This window comes from Candidatus Kuenenia stuttgartiensis (genome assembly GCF_900232105.1).
Taxonomy (GTDB): Bacteria; Planctomycetota; Brocadiia; order Brocadiales; family Brocadiaceae; genus Kuenenia; species Kuenenia stuttgartiensis_A.
This window is the reverse complement of record NZ_LT934425.1, coordinates 3,691,748-3,711,298: the sequence shown is the minus strand read 5'-3', so window position 1 is coordinate 3,711,298 and position 19,551 is coordinate 3,691,748. Positions and strand designations below refer to the sequence as shown.

Annotated in this window: 15 protein-coding genes; 1 reads left to right on the top strand and 14 read right to left on the bottom strand. The window is 40.4% G+C overall.

Features of this window, described 5'->3' with window-relative positions:
• Nucleotides 1-22: 22 nt before the first annotated feature.
• From KSMBR1_RS17270 to KSMBR1_RS17235, 8 genes are all read right to left on the bottom strand, one after another.
• Nucleotides 23-1,678 carry an IS1634 family transposase gene (locus KSMBR1_RS17270; RefSeq protein ID WP_420886569.1) on the bottom strand — a complete coding sequence of 552 codons (1,656 nt, stop codon included), beginning with the start codon at nt 1,676-1,678 and terminating at the stop codon, nt 23-25.
• A gap of 678 nt (nt 1,679-2,356) precedes the next feature.
• Entirely contained in the window at nt 2,357-2,686 is a 330-nt protein-coding gene (locus tag KSMBR1_RS17265) for a hypothetical protein (protein WP_099326438.1), read from the bottom strand.
• Nucleotides 2,683-3,669, bottom strand: coding sequence for a hypothetical protein (locus KSMBR1_RS17260; RefSeq protein ID WP_099326437.1), 987 nt, complete (start codon nt 3,667-3,669; stop codon nt 2,683-2,685). The genes KSMBR1_RS17265 and KSMBR1_RS17260 overlap by 4 nt, the downstream gene beginning before the upstream one ends.
• A 162-nt stretch (nt 3,670-3,831) precedes the next feature.
• Entirely contained in the window at nt 3,832-5,268 is a 1,437-nt protein-coding gene (locus KSMBR1_RS17255; RefSeq protein ID WP_197705241.1) for a carboxypeptidase-like regulatory domain-containing protein, read from the bottom strand.
• Nucleotides 5,269-5,398: 130 nt separating this feature from the next.
• Entirely contained in the window at nt 5,399-5,818 is a 420-nt protein-coding gene (locus KSMBR1_RS17250) for a carboxypeptidase-like regulatory domain-containing protein (protein ID WP_099326436.1), read from the bottom strand.
• A 207-nt stretch (nt 5,819-6,025) separates the two neighbouring features.
• On the bottom strand, nt 6,026-7,693 hold the full coding sequence (locus KSMBR1_RS17245; protein WP_099326435.1) for an ArnT family glycosyltransferase: 1,668 nt from the start codon (nt 7,691-7,693) through the stop codon (nt 6,026-6,028).
• A gap of 275 nt (nt 7,694-7,968) precedes the next feature.
• Nucleotides 7,969-9,396: an FAD-dependent oxidoreductase gene (locus KSMBR1_RS17240; protein ID WP_099326434.1), complete on the bottom strand. Its 1,428-nt coding sequence runs from the start codon at nt 9,394-9,396 to the stop codon at nt 7,969-7,971.
• A gap of 117 nt (nt 9,397-9,513) precedes the next feature.
• A complete protein-coding gene (locus KSMBR1_RS17235; RefSeq protein WP_099326433.1) occupies nt 9,514-10,989 on the bottom strand; it encodes a hypothetical protein in 1,476 nt (491 codons plus the stop codon).
• 582 nt (nt 10,990-11,571) lie between these two features.
• On the opposite strand from KSMBR1_RS17235, the gene KSMBR1_RS17230 reads away from it, so the two are divergent.
• Nucleotides 11,572-11,880 carry a hypothetical protein gene (locus KSMBR1_RS17230; RefSeq protein WP_099326432.1) on the top strand — a complete coding sequence of 103 codons (309 nt, stop codon included), beginning with the start codon at nt 11,572-11,574 and terminating at the stop codon, nt 11,878-11,880.
• Between the two features lie 50 nt (nt 11,881-11,930).
• Here KSMBR1_RS17230 and glgC read toward each other — a convergent pair whose 3' ends face one another.
• The 6 genes from glgC to KSMBR1_RS17200 form a co-directional block, all read right to left on the bottom strand.
• On the bottom strand, nt 11,931-13,163 hold the full coding sequence (gene glgC / locus KSMBR1_RS17225) for a glucose-1-phosphate adenylyltransferase (protein ID WP_099326431.1): 1,233 nt from the start codon (nt 13,161-13,163) through the stop codon (nt 11,931-11,933).
• Nucleotides 13,147-13,530 (bottom strand): response regulator, encoded by a 384-nt coding sequence (locus KSMBR1_RS17220; protein ID WP_099326430.1) that lies wholly within the window; start codon nt 13,528-13,530, stop codon nt 13,147-13,149. Before KSMBR1_RS17220 ends, glgC begins: the two co-directional genes overlap by 17 nt.
• Nucleotides 13,531-13,553: 23 nt before the next feature.
• On the bottom strand, nt 13,554-15,263 hold the full coding sequence (locus KSMBR1_RS17215; protein ID WP_099326429.1) for an ATP-binding protein: 1,710 nt from the start codon (nt 15,261-15,263) through the stop codon (nt 13,554-13,556).
• A 267-nt stretch (nt 15,264-15,530) separates the two neighbouring features.
• Nucleotides 15,531-16,994: a glycogen synthase GlgA gene (gene glgA / locus KSMBR1_RS17210; protein WP_157820692.1), complete on the bottom strand. Its 1,464-nt coding sequence runs from the start codon at nt 16,992-16,994 to the stop codon at nt 15,531-15,533.
• Nucleotides 16,991-18,022, bottom strand: a complete 1,032-nt coding sequence (gene galT, locus KSMBR1_RS17205) for a galactose-1-phosphate uridylyltransferase (protein WP_099326427.1) — start codon at nt 18,020-18,022, stop codon at nt 16,991-16,993. Before galT ends, glgA begins: the two co-directional genes overlap by 4 nt.
• 49 nt (nt 18,023-18,071) lie before the next feature.
• Nucleotides 18,072-19,433, bottom strand: a complete 1,362-nt coding sequence (locus tag KSMBR1_RS17200) for a multiheme c-type cytochrome (protein ID WP_099326426.1) — start codon at nt 19,431-19,433, stop codon at nt 18,072-18,074.
• Nucleotides 19,434-19,551: the final 118 nt, after the last annotated feature.

Genomic DNA, 19,551 nt, shown 5'->3' with positions numbered 1-19,551 from the left:
AAGTGCCGTAAAAGCCTTATATTTATTGACTTTTACGCCGAACAGCAAGCTTTTTTCTAGTGACTACCCGTATGTTCCGGCTTGGCAATACTTCTGGCAACTTTATCTGTAATGCCTCTAATAATTCATGTGATTGTTGCCGCGGACGCGGGATCTTCTGGCAACTAGCTTTTTGGCCTTTGATTGTTACTTCCATCGAACAAATGGTCGTCAATTGTGCGAGACCTTCCTCTACCGTCAAGTCAAAATTCTTCCACGCTCTGCGCAGCCTTCGAATTATCATGTACGCAAGCATTACCACAAACACATGTCCCCGTGTACTATCCTCCTTTCTTACATACACCGGACGAACCTCCAAATTCACCGTCTTACAGTCCCGAAACGCCTTCTCCACTTCCGTTAAATCCTTGTATCGTTCATGTACCAGATTGGTATCCGCCTCGTTCTCCTCAAGATCAGTCTTGATTGCGTAACAACCATCAAGGTATGATGCCTCCTTTAATGCTTCCTCATCTCTCTCTATCTTTAGCGTCCTATCCTCTTCTTTTATCTGCACCCACCCATCAAGTTTCAATCTCGTTAGCCTTTCCCTTGTTGTTTCCAGTGCCTTCGATACTGACGACTTAGGATGTTCCTTCAGATAACTGTTCTTCTTCACGATGTATTTCTCTATACTCTGTAATTTTGATACACGGGTCTTTGACATCTCTTCCGCCCTTACCGGATTGCGCCTCAGAATATATCTAACCTCATCATCCTTTATCTCGCAGAGCTTTTCTTCGAACAATCCTAATTGCAGTATCCCTTTATTTATCAACGACTCTATCTGCGGCTTAGTTATCGCCGTTATGTAATGAAACCCTTCCGGTAAACTTTCGATTTGCACCGTCTTGATCATCCCACGATCTCCTACAATCGTTACATCTTTGCATCCAAACCGCTCTAATACCTTCTTTACCTGAGATTCAAAGGTCTTCGGATCCTGGGTGTTGCCCCTAAATACTTCTGTTGATACCGGCTCCCCGGATTCATCACAAAGCATACCGATCACTATCTGTTTTTTCCTCTTTTTGCCGTCACGATTATACCCGTACTCACCAAAATGATTCGACTTCCCCTCTAAATAACTGCTCGTCACGTCATACAAAAACAACTTCGGCTTATTGCCTCCTCGTCTTAACTCAAACAGCTTTCGCTCTATCTTTGCCTGATTCTCTGACAACCATGACAAATTATCGTACAGATTGTTCTCGTCAAACCCACGCTTCATATCCAGGACGTCACCCGCAGCATGTATCTGCGCCAGCCTTACTGCAGACAGTCTTGACCCCTGGCCTATTACCCTTGCCATTACTTGCCAAAGCGCCAGCTTTCCTTCAAAGTCCTTTCCCAATGCCTCTTCTATCCCTAATTCCTTTGCCACTTGGTACACGCTCCACGCTGCTCCCATAGACAAACCCTCATGGAGTTTCACCGATTCTGACAATGCGCCCAATGCACAGAGATCGTCTTTATGTGCGAGTGCAAGTCTTATCGCTTCAATCTCCAGGGGAGTGCAATTCGACAGATTCGCAATGGTGCGTTTCTTGACCTTCCCATCCTCACGGTACGATTCCCGCAGAAGGGTAGATCGATAGATTTTTTTACCGGATTTTGACTTGTTCTCTACAATATGCATGTCCACCATTGTACAGATAACAACCATTATCCGTCAAGTATATTGTCGTATAATAACAATATATTAGTGACTACATATTTATTAAAAATACAGCCTTAACAAACTATGTATTAAGCACTTATGCGTTTTGGCAGGGGTGAACATCCGTTACAAAGAGTAACACTTTAGTCTTTTGAAACTGGAAATTGTCATTTGTAGTGCGACGAGGTTCGTCGCACTACATGAATTTAGTGGGCGTAGATATCAAGTGAGGAACGAGCAGCAACCGATTATAACAAATGCTTCTCCCCTACACTATGCGGCAAGCAGCGCTATTATTGGAATTTTTCAAAAAACTACATCGTTACTACAAAGAGCACCTTACACAATTTAAAAACATAATACATGATGAATAACTCCGTAATAATTTCTATACAATCAAACTAATGCGTACAACATACTTATAACCAACAAACCCGTCAAAGAAAAGAGATACCAATATGCAAACCTTCTCATTTTTTATTTTCCCTCCTAAGCTGGCATAGCCAGAAGTAAACAAGCAAAAAAACAGTCATTAGTCCTCAGTCCTCAATCTGCAATTTGCCGACTGTAGATTGTAGATTGAGTGTTGATGACTTCGGATTTCACCATTCAATAGCAGCAAGGAAAATGGTAATTGCTCCCCGTTTTATTCAGGGCTCATTTTTTCCCCTGCTCCGCTATGCAGCTCTCTTGCAATACTGGTATCTGAAGTTCTTTTGCTTCTTTCAGTATAGTATTGAGGTAGGGAGAACCACCGGCATCTCTCCCTACTATGATAAAATCAACAAACGGCACAAATGCAATTGCGGTAGCGTCCAAATCCGTTCTCTCCTTAACACTACAAAAATGAATATTTGTAATACCGTAATCTTCGAGTGGTTTCGCCATACCGGCAAAGCCCTCTGCACTACTTATTACCATTGCTGACACAACACACCTCCATTCTTTTTTTTTGCCGCCGGTTTTCCCGGAAAGTACACTATTCATTTATCGTTTCCACTTCCGCTGCCGCTGCCACTTCCTTCGGGACATACCCCTGCATCGCTGATGTCTGCCTCACTGGGATCCTCACCATTAGGCCCCTTTGCCCCGCTGGCTATCCAGCGCTCTATCTTCTGGATTTCATATTCGCTAAAATAGGGGCCTCCGTAAGGCATTCTGTGATCATTTTCTTTTTCCTCTTCCGTTACCTGACCGCGCAGCCGTCGTACTAGTAAACTATTCGATGGGTTTTCTCTATCCACAAGTTCCTCGTGTTCAATCCCGTCAGCACCTGATATTATCCCCTCCCAACTTGTCAAATCCATGCATGCCTGAGCAGGCGAACGTTCTTTGGAACTAGCATCATTATTATTATAGTGACATAGACTGCAAGGAATATTGCCATTTACCGATTTAGTCAACAGTGGAAGTACATCACGATTAAAATCAGGTTCCGGAGTATCATCAATTGCCCCCTGTTCTATCCAGGTGCGGATTTTTTTGATTTTATTTTTTTTAAAAAACGGGCCGCCGTATGGCATGCGCGCGTCGCCCGCCGCCATATCATCGCCCTTTCCCTCCAGCCTTTGCAACAACAAGCTTATATCAGGATCTTCAATATCAATAATAGGTTCTGTACCTGCGTCAGCCCCTGCCATAATATCCGCATATGACCCCAGGCTAAATTCTGCAAAGGCGTTTTCCTGAATTCCGCTGCTTTCTATGGTAAGACTCGTAAAATGGCATCTGACGCATACAACCGATTCCTCACCGCCTCTTTTTTGTGGCTCAGTAAAGAGCGGCAATATATCATTGGTAAAGCTAATCTTTTTGCTTTTTTTACCTAACTTGTTTTTTACATCCGATTTTGCATGTTCATATTGAGAATGCTCTTCTGCATTTCCGGACCTGTAATAAGCCGTTACAGAAATCCCTGTTGCCAGTATCAAAAAAAAAAGTATCGAATAAATCTTTTTATTTCTGTTCATAGAATCTCCTTGCTACACGAAAGACCGTTAAATAAAATCCAAACTCACAACATACTTCCATTTTCCTGGCGGGCTTCCACGTGGTTTATTTGGATAATAACGCCTGAGATAATCAACGCTACATTGACAATACATAAAGCGGGTTCAGATTAAAAACCTAAACTACAGCAATTCGTTTTCGTAACTCTCAATAAGTGAACTGATTGTTTCTATGGCGGATGCGGCAGATGATGCTTTCATTTTATCGCTGGCATTCCTCAAATCATGGAGCGCATCTTCCATATCATCCATAGCATCATCACCCAACCGTAATCCCAAATCTTCCAGAAATACTTCTGAATAAAGCAATGCCTCTTCAGCTACAATCATGGCATCTTTACGGTCACCTTCGCTTATGTTGGATTCGGCAGCATCCAACTCCCCTTCTACCCGGCCAATAAAACCCCTGCTCATTTCACTTACAATGGTATCGGCATCTACCTCCGACACATCGCCAGTCAGTTGGCTTTTTATCGTCTCATTTCCGGAAGGATTATCACGGGAAACATATTCTTCGATGATTCTGTAATAAACTTCTCCTTCTTTCTGATATTCCAATGCCTTCTCAAGGTCTGTATCGCGATTATTGATAATGCTCTCCACTTCCCTCAATACTGCAATATAGAAAGACCTGATAAGGGATAACCGGATAACCTGCCTCTGGACCCCTACGGTAATCTCGTCTTCGTCTAAATCTTTTTTATTTAACGCTGCTTTTCCCCGTATAAATGCAACAGTAACCCCATCCTCAAGATTCGGATTACTCCCTGTTTCTATGGACAAACGGTCCTCCGTCAGCACCTTATTTTCCCTGTCTGCCGTACTAAACAATGCCTGATAAGCAGCATATGCCTCATCCCATAATGTTCCCAGATATGAAGTACTTTCGTCATCAAAATCATTGTTGACCTCTGTAATTCTGTCATAAATCGCCAGGTAAAATACCCGTTGCAGCGTTTTGTCGATTACCTGCCCTGCCAGCTTTGGGTCAATATCATTTTCAATATCACCCATTGCAGAAATCAGGTCTTCGTCCATGGTCAGACTATATTCACTATCCAATTGCTGCGTTAAATCCTGTAAATATTCCTCATATAGAGATACAATCTCTTCTATATTGACAGGGTCTTCTTTTCTCAATGTGCCAATTTGCTGAAAAGCCGATACGGCATCATCCATCGTTTCAGTGTCGTTTGTCTTCACGTATTCATCAAAATTCAATGTAAAATCACCCTCGACATCATCTGCGTTATTTCCAATCTTTACTTTTTCCTTCCCGTTTTTATATCCAACAGACGTCACCTTAATCGTGTATTTTCCTTTTTTCAGTCCAGTAAACTCATAAAGCCCATCGGAATCTGTTTTTATTTTTTGCTTCTTATCATGCCCTTTTTTCCCTTTAATCGTCACCTCGGCCTTCTCTATCCCAACGCCATTTTCATCTACTATAATACCGTTGATAGATGCCGCCAAAACCATTGAGTGATCCTGCGGCAATGACTGCACACCATACAAAATTCCCATAAAACCAAACGACAACAATACTTTCTTAAACAACATAAAATACTCCTCCTTGATAATACTGAGACTCACTCTCACAGATAATTTAAAATTTTTTTAAGATAAGCACAGACAAACTTTGTTTGTCTGTGCCGCCCTTAAGTATACTGCCATGTTGAGAGACATTTTATCAGCCGCCACTTCCGGAACCAGAACCTCCCCCACTTCCACCTCCATTACCGGAACCACTACCGCCTCCGTTCTCTTTTGTTTTCAACGTAATGTCAACCGTTTTTTCCCGTCCATCTTTAAGCTTAAAACTCTTTTTCCCATTTGAATATCCTGACTTTTTTACGGTTAGCTTATATTTTCCTGCATCAAGATTGGAAAATTCGTATTCACCGTTTGTTCCAGTAGTACCCTTGTCTTTGAATTTTGTCTTCTTATTTTTCAATACTACATTTGCGTCTTTTACCGGTTCATTCTGCTCGCTGGTTACCGTGCCGGAGACGCTCGCGCCACCCACGGACTGTGCCTTTACCTCGCTTAAAGAAGCAAGCACACCTGTAACACATACAAAACACAACGACAAATAAAACGTTTTTACCATCTTTCACACTCCTTCCTGAATAAATAAAAATCTCATTTTTTATGAACGCATCGTTCCAAGAGTCAAACTTTTTATATTCCCCTTTTGAGAAGCTCTGTCCTCAGCCCTCAATCTGCAATTTGCCTACAGCCGACTGTAAACTGTAAACTGCTACGGTATAATAGAAAATACCTAGTCCCTTAACGGATGCGGCTAAGCAATTATTTCTTATCTTGTTTCATCAAATTTTACCAACGGCATGCCCTCCTGTTCTTCAACAATACCTTGTCTATTTGAATGATCTCTCCTTTCCACAGGCTCTTTTATCTTCGCCTTGCTTTCAAAGCGATACAATGCAAGCAAGTTATAATCTGCAACTCCATAAACGTCTCTTTCAAATACTGCCAGTTCCTTCAACCTGTCTGCATATTTGTGGCGTCCAAAAAGTTTTGAGGAGATAAGCACATTTTCCGGTTTCTTCTTCAGCCGTTTTAAGTCATTTTTCACCCCATTCATATGTGAGACAAAATATACGTGAGTGTTTTTCCTGTCACACCATTCAGGGGCGTAATACTGGAACAGCCGCCAGTCATTCAGACAGTAGAATTTAGTATCTTCTTTTTTATAATTCTCTTTTATATAGTCTATTTGCGAAACAGAGGGAGGTTTTATATCCCTGTTTATCGATACAATCCTCACGGAGTCAACCGCATGTGATAAAATAAATACCCCTGTCATAAGATAAAAGGATATTCTTCCGTATCTTTTATTCTTCAGATAATACGTATAAAAATAAAGCAATCCGGCGCTTATCACCATTGCCAGAAAAGGAACAAGCACCATGATCTGACGTATAGCATCCTGAATAAAAAGAACCCATAAACCATAAAAGAGGAAAACTACCGATAAAAACCGTATCTTTTCAGACCATTTCACCTTTTTAAAGAAATACACCAGAGAGACTACCACAATAATTGTAGGCACTACGCGCAGTAAAAACGCATCCTGCCACCACAGCCCCATACAATGGGCAATGAAACGGTAAGCGATATCATGCACCCTTTCAAAAAAACTGTCTGTTGTAACAATAGAATTGCCGTCTTCATAAAAATGGTACTCAGCATGACGTAAAAATTTTTTAAAGAACTTGCCAGGGGTAAAATGTATTATCAGATAGACCAGCCATGACGAGACCCCGGCAGCAAAACCAAGGCCGCCCCATGCGACAATCCTTCGGACAGAAAAGATATTCCTTAACAGAAAAGCCACGTAAAGCATAACAGGGGCTAACGCGAGGTATGTAACCCTTACGCCAATCCCCAAACCCAGCAGAAACCCGCTGAAGGCCAGATATGTCAAAGCATTATTTTCATTCCTCTCCAGATATTCCGGAATATCCTTTGAAATAGCCACCCGTTCTAACGCAAGATAAGAAAACAAAACAGCAGTAATCACAAAAAATAAGCCAAAGGCGTCAGAGAGTGGTTTTTCCGCCTGCAACCATATTTGCGGATTTACTATGTATAAAATGACAGCAAGTATTGACACATTTTTGGAAAACATCCGTTTTGCCAGTTCATACAGGGGAAATACCGCCATGCTGCTAAATAAAATACCTGAAAAAATCAATGCCTTAATGTCAGAACCGATAATCTTATACCCTATCCAGCTAAAAAACATGTATACCGGGTACCCCGGGAAATGCGGCTGGTCGTGTAAAATATCGTATCCCTTTGACAAACCAAAGGCAAAGTTAACACTATCCCACTCGTCAACATATCTACCAAAGAACAACAGTCTTGTCACAAGACATAGTGCAACTGCACATAATGGAAACATGTTTCCCTTTAATAAATTTTCTTTTTTTTTGATAGCTGTCAGATTTTGCTCTGCCATTTACGTTATACACCCTTGCACTATTAACATTAACTAAATTACTCCAAGCTGGTATAGCCAGAACCAGACAAGCAGGAATAAAAATACGAAATTCGAAGCACGAAATATGAAACAGGCTGGTTTTACGGTCACAGCAAACGGACACACATCTTGGTTTTAGTTTTGAACATTTTAATTTTGAGTTTCGGTATTGTTTCGAATTTCGATATTCGATTTTAGAATTTAAACGTTTTGACATATCGACAAAATTTTGTCGATGTCGAGGCGCTAAACGCCTAGGATGTCACAGAGCTTACTTCAATAAGCTCATCCTCAGAACGCATGTGATGAATAGCATCCTTCTTCGACATTGTATCCAGCATAAGATGGTGGGCAGCGGCAATTCCCATTTCCATTGCAATATCCATAAAGATATACCTGAAAGTCCCCTGCCTGCCGCACGTGATTATATTTTCATATCTTTCTAAAAATTGAAAGAGTTTTTGGCGATGCTCCACGTAATCAAGGGTATAAACAGGATATCCGTGAGTCACGCCGGTGGTAAAATAATCGACGACCTTATCCCTTATATCGAGGCCAAGGTCTTTTAAATCTTTCAAACATCTCTCCAGCAAATCCACCTTTGGGCAACTCCAAATTTCATCACCCTCATTGCATGGGATTTCAAGCATTATGGACGTTTTTCCCTCCGGGGCGCTGAAGGAACTTCTTCTCTTTGGTTCCTGGATGCGTGTCATGATGTATTTTCCTTCGGACACATACATCCATGTGTTTTCACTTATATCCGGAAGATTCACCAGAATATTAAGGAAACGAACCGCCCTGAATTTCAGCAGAGATATATGTTTCTCCATGCCAGCAGTCAAATGTGCCGGAAACGTATTAATCAGATCCGGCAATGATATGGTGGAAATCACCGCATCACAATCAATCGTTTCCTCCACGCCATCTTTCAGATACCGCACGCCGGTTATCGCATCGTTGTTTATATTCACACCCACGACCTCTGCATTCAGGACGATCCTGCCACCCATACTTTCTATTTCACCACCCATAATATCAAACATCTGCCCGATGCCTTTTTTGGGATAATAATATCCCTTTGCATAGGTTCTCGGCGTCCTCCTCTTCAGTTTAAGGAGATGAAAAAGGACGTCCTTTAGATTCAATAGTGATATTCTTTGTGATGCCCAGTCGGAGGAAATCTCCCCGGGCGATATGCCCCACAGTTTTTCGGTATAAGGGCCAAAAAACAAATTATAAAGAGTACGTCCAAAACGACGCACAATCCAATCCTCAAACGACACCTCCCTTTTGCGAACGAACATACGTGAAAATGCAGCGATAAGATAAGACATAAATGCCTTTGCATTTGTCCACATATCCATTTTCAGGAATATATCCTTTGCGGAAAGGGGATATTCAAAGACCTTTCCCTTCAGCAAAATCACACTTTTCCGCGACGATGTCAAAAGTTCACTTCCCATCATTGTGCGAACATCTTCTACCAGTTCCCTGTTTTTAGAAATAAACCTATGCCCGCCAAGGTCAAACCGATAACCGTTATATTCATTGGTAATGCACAATCCGCCCACTTTTGAGCCCTTCTCCAGCACAGTAACGTTATATCCATGTTTGGATAATTCCCATGCGGCAGACAAGCCACATGGGCCTCCCCCTAAAACAAGCACTTTTCCTTTCATAAATCTTACTCCTTCTCACAAAAACGCCGGTTTTTCTGAACATTTGCAAATCGAATATTCATTGCTCAAACAAAACGGTATCCATCAGCGTTTCATGTAAATTCCTTAAATGTTTTATTAAAAATATGTTGCCACAGAAAACAGAAATGCGTTATTTGCTTCGTCAGGCATATCTTTATTTTCCATGTTGATTTGATAATCCAGTTTAAATACCGTGTCCTCTGTGTACCGGTAATTAATGCCCGGCGTAACCCTCGATCTCAGCCAATGGACTTTTGCAAAATCATCATCCCTGCCTGCCGTCTGCACCTGATCCCATCGCACTACTCCGGTAAATGTTGAATTATCGCCAAACAGTGTTGGGGACATGTTTCTCAGGAAAGACGGCATAAAGTGGTAACGAGCCTCAAGGTAATATCCCCACATATCATCAGTAATCCCTGAATCCTTTGCAAAATCATCCGTCTCAACAAATGCATATGCGCCCTCACCCAGGAATTCAAATGCACCCCTTTGATAGGTAAAATCAAGGGCGGAAATGGTCAACTGGTTATTGTTATTTTCGTCATACCTGCTTGTATACGCAGATCCCCCCAAATCGAGCCCGATGAACGGACTAAAAGAAACACGCCCGACAACGGCGGGACTTTTATTATAATTATCATTATTATACCCCCCCTTTGCGCTTCTTAATCCGTTCATTTCTCCGATACTTATATCGCCATCTTTATCCAGCCCCCTGAACGCACCATTCGTAACATAAATTTCATAATTGAGCTTGCTCAGTTCCGTTGGATAGAGCGAGCCAAAAAAGCCCATCCCCAGATCGGTAAGCGTGGTTGGAATAATCAACTGGTTAACAAGTGGTCGGTCAGTGAGGTCCTGTATCGGAGAATCATGGACAAGATTAAACTTTCCTAAAGGCGTAAGAAGATAGCCGCCTCTCCAGTTGATCCATTCGGTTACCAGGAAATCGATAGTTCCAAATTCAAGAATCACTTCGCCGGATCTGCCGCCGCCAACGCCGCCGAACTCAAACTCAATTTCCGTCGCCAGTTTTACACGGTCAGATATGTCTGAATAGATAAACGGTATGAATCTTTTCTGGGTAAACCCGTGTGCGGCGTCTTCATCTTCCGGCGCCCTGAATTCAAAATCCATATATCCTCCAAGATACGTATTCCTGCCGAATCGTCTCAAAAAGGGCTTTGTGTAAACCCCTCCAAATGCAGACCCAAGGTCTTTATCCACCATTTCAGAACTCTTTTTTGCCAGATAAAAGTCCTTTTCCATTTCCTGTCCTGCAGTGATTTGTTGATCATCCATGCCCGCATAAGCCGCAGGAACACTCTCTGCCTTACTACTTACCACATCCGCTTGCGCAGCTAATTGTTTTTTCAAGTCAGCAATCTCTTCATCTTTCTGCATGTCTCTCGATACTTGGTTTTTCAATAGTTCCTTAATCTCTTGTAATTGGTTTTCAAGCGCCTGCACACGGTTATTTAACATTTCCGTATCTCCTGATTGGGCAAATGCCTGCGGAGTAAAAACCCCTATACCTCCAAATACAACAATTAAACACACATACCTCACATCACACCTCCATCCTAAAAACTATATTGAGACTCAATCTCACACGTCTAGGATTGTATAATAAAAAACAATATTGTCAATTATTATTTATTATTTTTTGCATTCAAATCACGCCAATCGTGTAAAGAACCGTAACATCGCTTTCTCCGCATGACTTTTGCTATAATTTTTTGATGCCTGCCTCAATCTTTGACTTCTGGAAACACCACTATAAAAACGCTTTCATAAAATGAAGATTCCTGTACAATTGCAATGAGAATTAAGCAGGTAATTTCCTTGCATTTTTTGGCAAAATATTTACTGGTGAAATCCTAAATATCCTCCCCCTAATCCCCTACAAAGGAGGCAGAATGTCCCCCGCTGGCGGGGGTGCAGGGGTGGATTATGGAATTTGTTTCGTATTTCGTACTTAGAATTTCGTATTTCGTGTTTCGTATTTCGTCCTTGTTTGGTTCCGTCCATGCCAGTTAGGTTGGGTTCTAAAAGATTTTTTATGTTTTGTGGGTAGGTAAGGCGGATTCGTGGTTAAATTCTTTTTGGTTGCAGCTTTTTGCTGCATTATAAAATATGAAGAGAAACTCTTTGGATGAATTAGTTGATATAGTGAAGGCTATTGGAAAGATATACGACGATGAGGGTATGCGTATTGAAGTCGATTTTGACCCGAATGACGGTATCATCCTTGTCAAATACCAGAGTGCTACTTCTGAACAAAAAACTTACGTTATAAATTCCAGGAACAAAACCGTCAGCGGGATTGATACCACAAAATTCTGGCTGCCAGACTATTCAAGAGAACAGAAGGCAAGTAAAAAACTTCTCCATTTTCTGCAAGCAAACGGTTACTCACCATCCAACATTCATTACAAAAAAAATCAAGACCGAAAATAAAATGTAACTATTCAGCGTAAACATTACAGTCGAACACCGGCATGGATGTTTCATATCAGATGCATTTCCTTGTGCGCAACAACGATGCCTTTTTCGGTTACCGTAAATTGTTTTCCATCATCCTGCAAATCATATCCCATTTTCATCCCATCCGGTATTGTTACATGTTTATCAATGATTGCATTTTTAATCTTAACGTTTTCCCCGATTCTTACACCTTCCATTATAATGGAACCTATCACTGATGATTGAGCTCCGATTGTAACGCAGGGAGATATAATGGATTTCACGATGCTGGCGTCATTGATCAGGCATCCATTTGATATCAATGCATCTTTTATCATTCCGTTTTTCTCATTTTCGAATATATATTTTGCGGGAGGATATTGCTTATTATATGTTCGGATAGGCCACCTATTATCAAAAAGATCAAAGTCGGGGTTTTTTTTAACCAGATCAATATTCGCCTCCCAATATGCATCTAAAGTGCCAATATCTCTCCAATAGTTAGACGTGTTATGCTCATTGCCATTAAAAACAAATGAAAGCACCCGGTCTTTTTGAATCATAGTTGGAATAATATTTTTCCCAAAATCTCTGTTAGTGTCATTTTTTGCATTCTCTATTATGCGCCTTACAAGCACCTCGGTATTGAACAAATATATGCCCATGGAAACAAGGGCGACATTTTGATTTGTGGGAAGTGGTTTGGGATTCGAAGGTTTTTCATCAAAATCAATGATACGGGAATCATTATCTATGGCTACTACGCCAAACCGAGTAGCATCTTCCAACGGCACCTCAATACAGGGAACCGTCAGATCCGCTTCATTTGTGATATGGTAATTTATCAGTTCAGCATAGTCCATTTTGTATATATGATCGCCTGCTAAAACCAATACCATCTCAGGGCGTTCACTTTCCAGAACATATATATTCTGATATACCGCATCGGCAGTTCCCAGATACCACATTTCGTTGGTTCTCTTTTGAGGAGGGATATTTTCAATAAATTCATCCAGCTCGGTATTGAAAATATTCCAACCTACCCGTAAATGCCTGTCTAATGAATAAGACTTATACTGTGTTAAAACGCATATTTTTCTTAATCCTGAATTAATGCAATTACTTAAGGTGAAATCTATAATGCGGTAAATCCCGCCGAAAGGGACTGCGGGCTTTGCCCTGTCTCTTGTCAACGGATACAACCTTTCCCCTTTGCCCCCTGCAAGCAGCATTACAAGGACTTTTCTATACAATGTATGATCAAACGGTTTTATCATTGTCGTTTTTCTTCCTTTTATTAAGCAATTCTTTAATCTTGTCTTTTAATTCTTTTAGATCAGATGATTTAACAATGTATGCATCAGCCGACCATGACATGAAATTGTTCTGATAGTTGCTATACGCCGTATTAATGATTATAGGAATGTTTTTATGTTCACTCAAAATCCTGCACATAGACTCAATGCCGTCCATCATGGGCATATTTATGTCCATTACCACTAAGTCCGGTTTAAAATGCCGCGCGTTCTCAATAGCCTCTATCCCATTTGTAGCCGTAACAACTTTATAACCTTCTATTGCTAGTTCCTGTTCATATAACAAAATCTGATTTTTATCATCTTCTACCAATAATATAGTATCCATTTTAAACTCCCTTCAATATATAATTATTTCTTTAGCGGCAGAAAAATGGAAAATGTAGCGCCTTGATTTAATTCGCTTTTTACTTTTATAAAGCCTTCATGATCATCTACAATTTTCTGCGATACCGCCAAACCAATACCGGTCCCTTCCCTTTTTTTAGTATAAAATGGAGTAAAAATATTTTCTATAGTGTCCGCGTCCATACCCACTCCTGTATCAGTAATATCTATTCTCACATATTCATCCTCTTTCGTTGTTCCGACAATCAGTTTTCCTCCATTTTGCATCGATTCAGCGGCATTTTTAAAGATATTTAAAAATACCTGCCGTATCTGGTCCTGATCAACCACAATATCCGGTATCATTGATTCGTATTTTTTTACTACATCTATGCCGATATTTTTAAAATATGATTCCATGAGTGATATTGTATTGTCAACTATTTCATTTACCTGCGTTTTCACCTTAGCAGGTTTAGCGACTTTGCTAAAATCCATTACGACTGCAAGAATTTTTTCTAACCTGCTTACCTCATCAATAATAATTTCTGCGCTATTCTTTATTGTTTTATTATCCGCTGTTTCCCGGGCTATTGATCTGGCAAATCCTCCGATAGTCACCAGAGGATTTCGTATTTCATGGGCAATATAACCCGCCATGTTACCGATAACCGCAAGCTTTTCAGAACGTACCAGCCGTTCCTGTGCGTCTTTCAGTTGAATAATTTTTTTCTCTAATTTCTTGTACGCATCCGCGTTTTCAATCGCCAGCGCTGCATGATTCGCAAATGTGGATAAAAGCATTACCATTTCATCTGTTATTGGTTTTTTGCTGTATATATTATCTGCGCAAATAGCCCCAATCGCTTTATCTCTTACAATCAAAGGAACACAGACAAATTCGTTTGAACCAATCATATTTACAAAATTCTTGTTGATATTGGGATTGTTAAATGCATTTTTTTCCACGATAACCTTCTTTTTTCTGATGCATGAAACAATAACCTCATTTTCGTCATCCAGCGAATATGCCATCAGCCGGGTAATCATGTGCAAGGGGGAATCATATTGATAATTATCTTCCGACGCCTTTATTAAATCCTCCAGCATTTTGTATTTATGTGCTATTTCATTCCATATCTTATTCGCTTCGGCAACATCTGACGGACCTACCGCCATCTTGCCGAAAACAATGTTGCGGTCATGGTCCACAACAAAAAGCCTTGCACGGTTAAACCCCAGCGCAGTTCCCGCCGTCACACACGTCAGAATCAAATGAAGAAGCCGGTCAATTTGAAGCGTTCCCTGCATTAATTCAGCTAATTTTCTCAATAAATCATATTGATGAATCTTCTCTTCTTTTAACGTAATATCAGTAGTAATTTTTAATAAATGTGTTATGCTTCCCTTTTCATCTTTAATTGGTACCGATACATTTTGCAGGTATTTTCTTGTATCTTTATCAGCGCTTAACTGAACCTCGCTGTACTGTTTTCTGCCGCTGGAAAGAGCCTTGAGTATTGTGCAATTATTCTTATCTTTGCATTCACAGTCAAATATCTCACGGCATGATTTTCCAACCGGATCATAATTCAATTTTAAAATAGAAGAAAGTGAGCGGTTCGCCCATGCAACATTAAGATCGTGATCAAGCAATGCCAATCCGGCAACTCCCGAATCTGAAATATTATTTATAATATCTTCCAGTTTTAATTTTATAGTATCCGGCAACATTTATCTGGCCAAAGGTTAAGTTAAGTTGGGTTTCCAAAAGACAAAACCCAACGGCGTTCATTTTTTACCCACCCCTCAATCCCCTCCCGAGAGGGGAATTTGACAAGTTCCCTGTTGGAAGGGGTTAGGGGTGGGTTTGTTCATTGCTTAAATAAAAATAAATATTGCAATTCCTAAACGTTAAGTTAGTACTGCTAAGTATACTTAACAGGGAAATTGCATTTTCTCATCCCGCCCGGCAAAATAGCAATTACAGGGGAAATAAGATTAATTTCTCAAAATTTTTTCATAAAGAGAGATATACTTTCGCGCACTTTCCTCCCATAGCCAGTTCTGTTTCATTCCGTTTCTCATAAGTTTCGTCCACTCTGAACGATTTTTATAGAAATCAAGCGCCCGTATAATTGTTGCATACAATAAATCTGCATTATATTCTTTAAATGAAAACCCGTTTGCTTTTTCTTTATAAACTTTTTCGTGACGAACGTCAAAAATCGTGTCCGCAAGACCTCCGGTATGTCTTACAATCGGTACCGTTCCATATTTTATGCTATATAATTGATTTAACCCGCACGGTTCATAGCGCGACGGCATTAAAAAAATATCTGCCCCGGCTTCAATTTCATGCGCCAGTGGCTCATTAAACGAGATATTTGCTGAAACCTTTGCAGGGACAATTTTAGCGTACTGTTTAAAAAAATCCTGATAGACAGATTCTCCGGAACCTAATAAAACGAATTGTATATCCAATCTAAGCAATTTATTAAAAATATTCATTACTAAATCCAGACCCTTTTGATCCGTCAGGCGTGTAATCATTGCAATTATGGGAACAGCCTTTTCCGGCAGTCCCAGCTTTCTTTGCAGGGCCTTTTTACAGACATGCTTGCCTGAAAGATCTTTGTACGAATAATTAGCCGCTATAAGCGCATCACTTTCAGGATTCCATAATGAATAATCTATTCCATTAAGAATGCCATAGATATCCTTTGACCTCGTTCTCAATACACCATCCAGACGTTCTCCAAATTCCTGCGTCTGTATCTCCTCTGCATATGTCTCGCTTACGGTGGTAATACTATCACTAAAGATAATGCCTGCTTTGAGAAAATTTATCATTCCATAGAACTCTAAATAAGCCGGGTGAAAAAGACCCCAGTCTAACCCCGTATATTTCATACAATCAGCCGGAAATAATCCCTGAAACGCAAGGTTGTGAATGGTCATTATCGTCCGTGTCTTTTTAAAACATTCGTTATTCCCGTATATCGTCTTTAAATAAACAGGAATAAGCCCGGTCTGCCAATCGTTGCAATGGATAATATCCGGACAAGGTTTTAAACGCAGCATTAATTCCAGGGCGCTTCGGGCAAAGAAGATAAAACGTTCGCAATTATCTTCATAATTGCGCATGGTACCAGGATAGTTATACAGGCCATTTCTCCCGAAATAGTGTTCGTTGTGTAAAAAATATATCGGAATATCTGTGCCGGGCAGACAACTTTTATATACACAGCAGGTTTTTGCATCGTCTCCGATGTTTACCGTAAAGGTGATATCTGTCTTATCTATAGTGCAATTACATTCTTTCACCATATTATAAAATGGCATTATTACAATAACGTTGATGCCCAATTTATTTAAATTCTTTGGTATTACACTCGAGATATCAGCCAGCCCTCCTGATTTTGCAAAGGGAAGGACCTCAGATGATAAATATACTACATTCACAATTTCATATCCTCATTGTTGTTTTGGATGTTAGCATTCCTGAGAAATTCAGCGGCAGTCTCAGGCGTAACCGTATTAATATAAAAACCACTGCCCCACTCAAATCCGGCGATGTTTGTCAGGCGTGGAATAATCTCTATATGCCAGTGATAGTATTCTATTTCTCCATAGGTAAAAGGCGTTGTGTGAATAATATAATTATAAGGAGGATATGTTAAACATGCCTCCAGCTTTAATATTGTTTTCTGTAATATCTTTGCTAATTCCTCAACCTCAAGTTTTTGTATGTTTTCAAAATGAGACGCATGCGTTTTTGACAAAATCCAAATCTCAAAGGGGAAACGGGAGGCATAAGGCGTAAAGGCTATAAAATTTTTTCCTTCCATTACAATTCTGGCGTCTGTTGCTAATTCCTGTCTGACCATATCACAAAATAAACAACGTCCCCTGTATTTGTAGAATACCTCCGATCCTTCCATTTCATGGATAACCGTAATAGGCACAATCGGAGTGACAATTAACTGGGAATGCGAGTGCTCCAGAGAGGCGCCTGCGGCTCTTCCCACATTTTTAAACAACAATCCGTAAATGAAACGTTTGTCCTTTTTTAAATCAATCATCCTGTCCCTGTACGTCCACAATATTTCTTCCACCTGCCAGATAGACATTTCCGTTAATGATGTAATGTGCAAGGGACTTTCAATAATCACTTCGTGAGCGCCTACGCCACTCATGGTATCGTATATTCCCACACCTTGTTTGTTCAATCCCCCCTCAATTTTTAATGCCGGGAATTTATTCGGCACAACCCTCACCCTCCACCCTTTTTTATTTGCATAGCTGCCTTTTTCCCTATATGCCATAATTTCAGGAGGAGTCTTGTCTTCATTGCCTTCACAAAACGGACAAAACACATCTGCACTTAATGGGGCATGCGGTTCTATCTTAAAATCGTTAGGCCGCATAGCCCGTTCCGTCGCAATAATAACCCAACGACCGGATACAGGGTCTTTTCTAAGGTCTGGCATAATTATCAATTCCCGTTATTCGCAAAATTATTATGAAGTTAGTCATTAGTCAACCGCCGTGTGTATTTTCAGGCATGCCCTCAGGAATCTCTTTGGGATGTTTAATTTTTTCCCAGTATTTTGGGTATTGAAATTTTGGACTATGGTCGAAATTGTGACATTCAAGGCAACGATTTTCGTTTACCTTGCCATATGAATCAGTGATATTTTTTATGTGATTGCCGCCTGCTCCGTGACAACTTTCGCACCCGACATGCGCAAGATTCCGGTTTGTATCATAATTTGCAAAACCAGAGACGTATCCAAATCCAACCGTATGACAACGTATACATTCGGGATCATACTGTTGTCCGCTATCGGACAATGTAGTGTATGCTTTTTGATGACTTGTATTACTCCAATGGGCATGAATTTTCTTGTGACATGTTCCGCAAGCCAAACTCCCAATATAGAAATTTCCATCTTCCAACGGTAATTTCGGGAGGTTGCTCAACAAATCCTCCTCCTTTAACGTTTGCTGATATTGCTTCAGCAATACCTGCATTTTTTCAGATGCAGCATATTTGTCGTCTAAGGGAACTATATCAACGGATGTATTTCGTATCGAGCCGCTTTTCACAACATAGTCAGCAACCGCTACGTATCTCCCCCTTGTTCCATGTGAGAGAAGAGGGGTATTATTTACATACATTAACGATTCTATTGGGTCTTCGATACCATGTCCGGTAATTACTAATCCAATTTCCGGGAATGTTTCGGCAATTTCAACAGATTCCTCCATGGGTGCGTGCGATATAAGCACGATAAGATCTGCTTTCCCTTTTATCTGGTTTATTACCGGCGTTAATGATTGAACAGGATCATATACCCTTATAAAATCCAATAAATGCCCTTTGATCAGCGACTCTGAAATAATGCTTAAAAATGCGATTTTTAACGGAATGTTGAATCCTGGCAATTCTTTTAACAGGTATTTTTTATACTTTAAAGGGAACGGCGAATTTATTTCAATATTGCCGCAAAGAAAGTCTATCGTATTTGTTTGCGAAGCAAAACTCAGAGCCTGCAGGCCAATTTCAAAATCTTTCTCGCCAAGATTGTGTAATATACACCCCATCTCTTTCATTGCAGCAAGCAAATATTCCATTTTAATCTCTTCCTGGCGTTCAGGACTCTTAATAAGATCGCCCGTACTTACCGCTATCGCAGAAATGCCTTGTGTTTCGTAATCCTTTAAAAGCGTATCCCTTCGCGAGATACCGCCCAATTGACCCTCAAAACAACCGCAGGGGGCAAGGGCGCCTTGCTCTTCACCGAAAAATATTAAAACGAATCTATCGGAAGAACTGCCGGTTTTTGCGATCAGAGAAATGAAAACAAGGAGAAATATGGCGTTATAATATTTTTTCATAAAAATATTGTAACATTTGTAACAGTGTTACACATTCTTTTTTCTATCCGAAACCGGAGCTTAATTGGAAACGGGAGCAGTTTTTATTTTTTTGACAACCCCTACCAAAACTTATTGA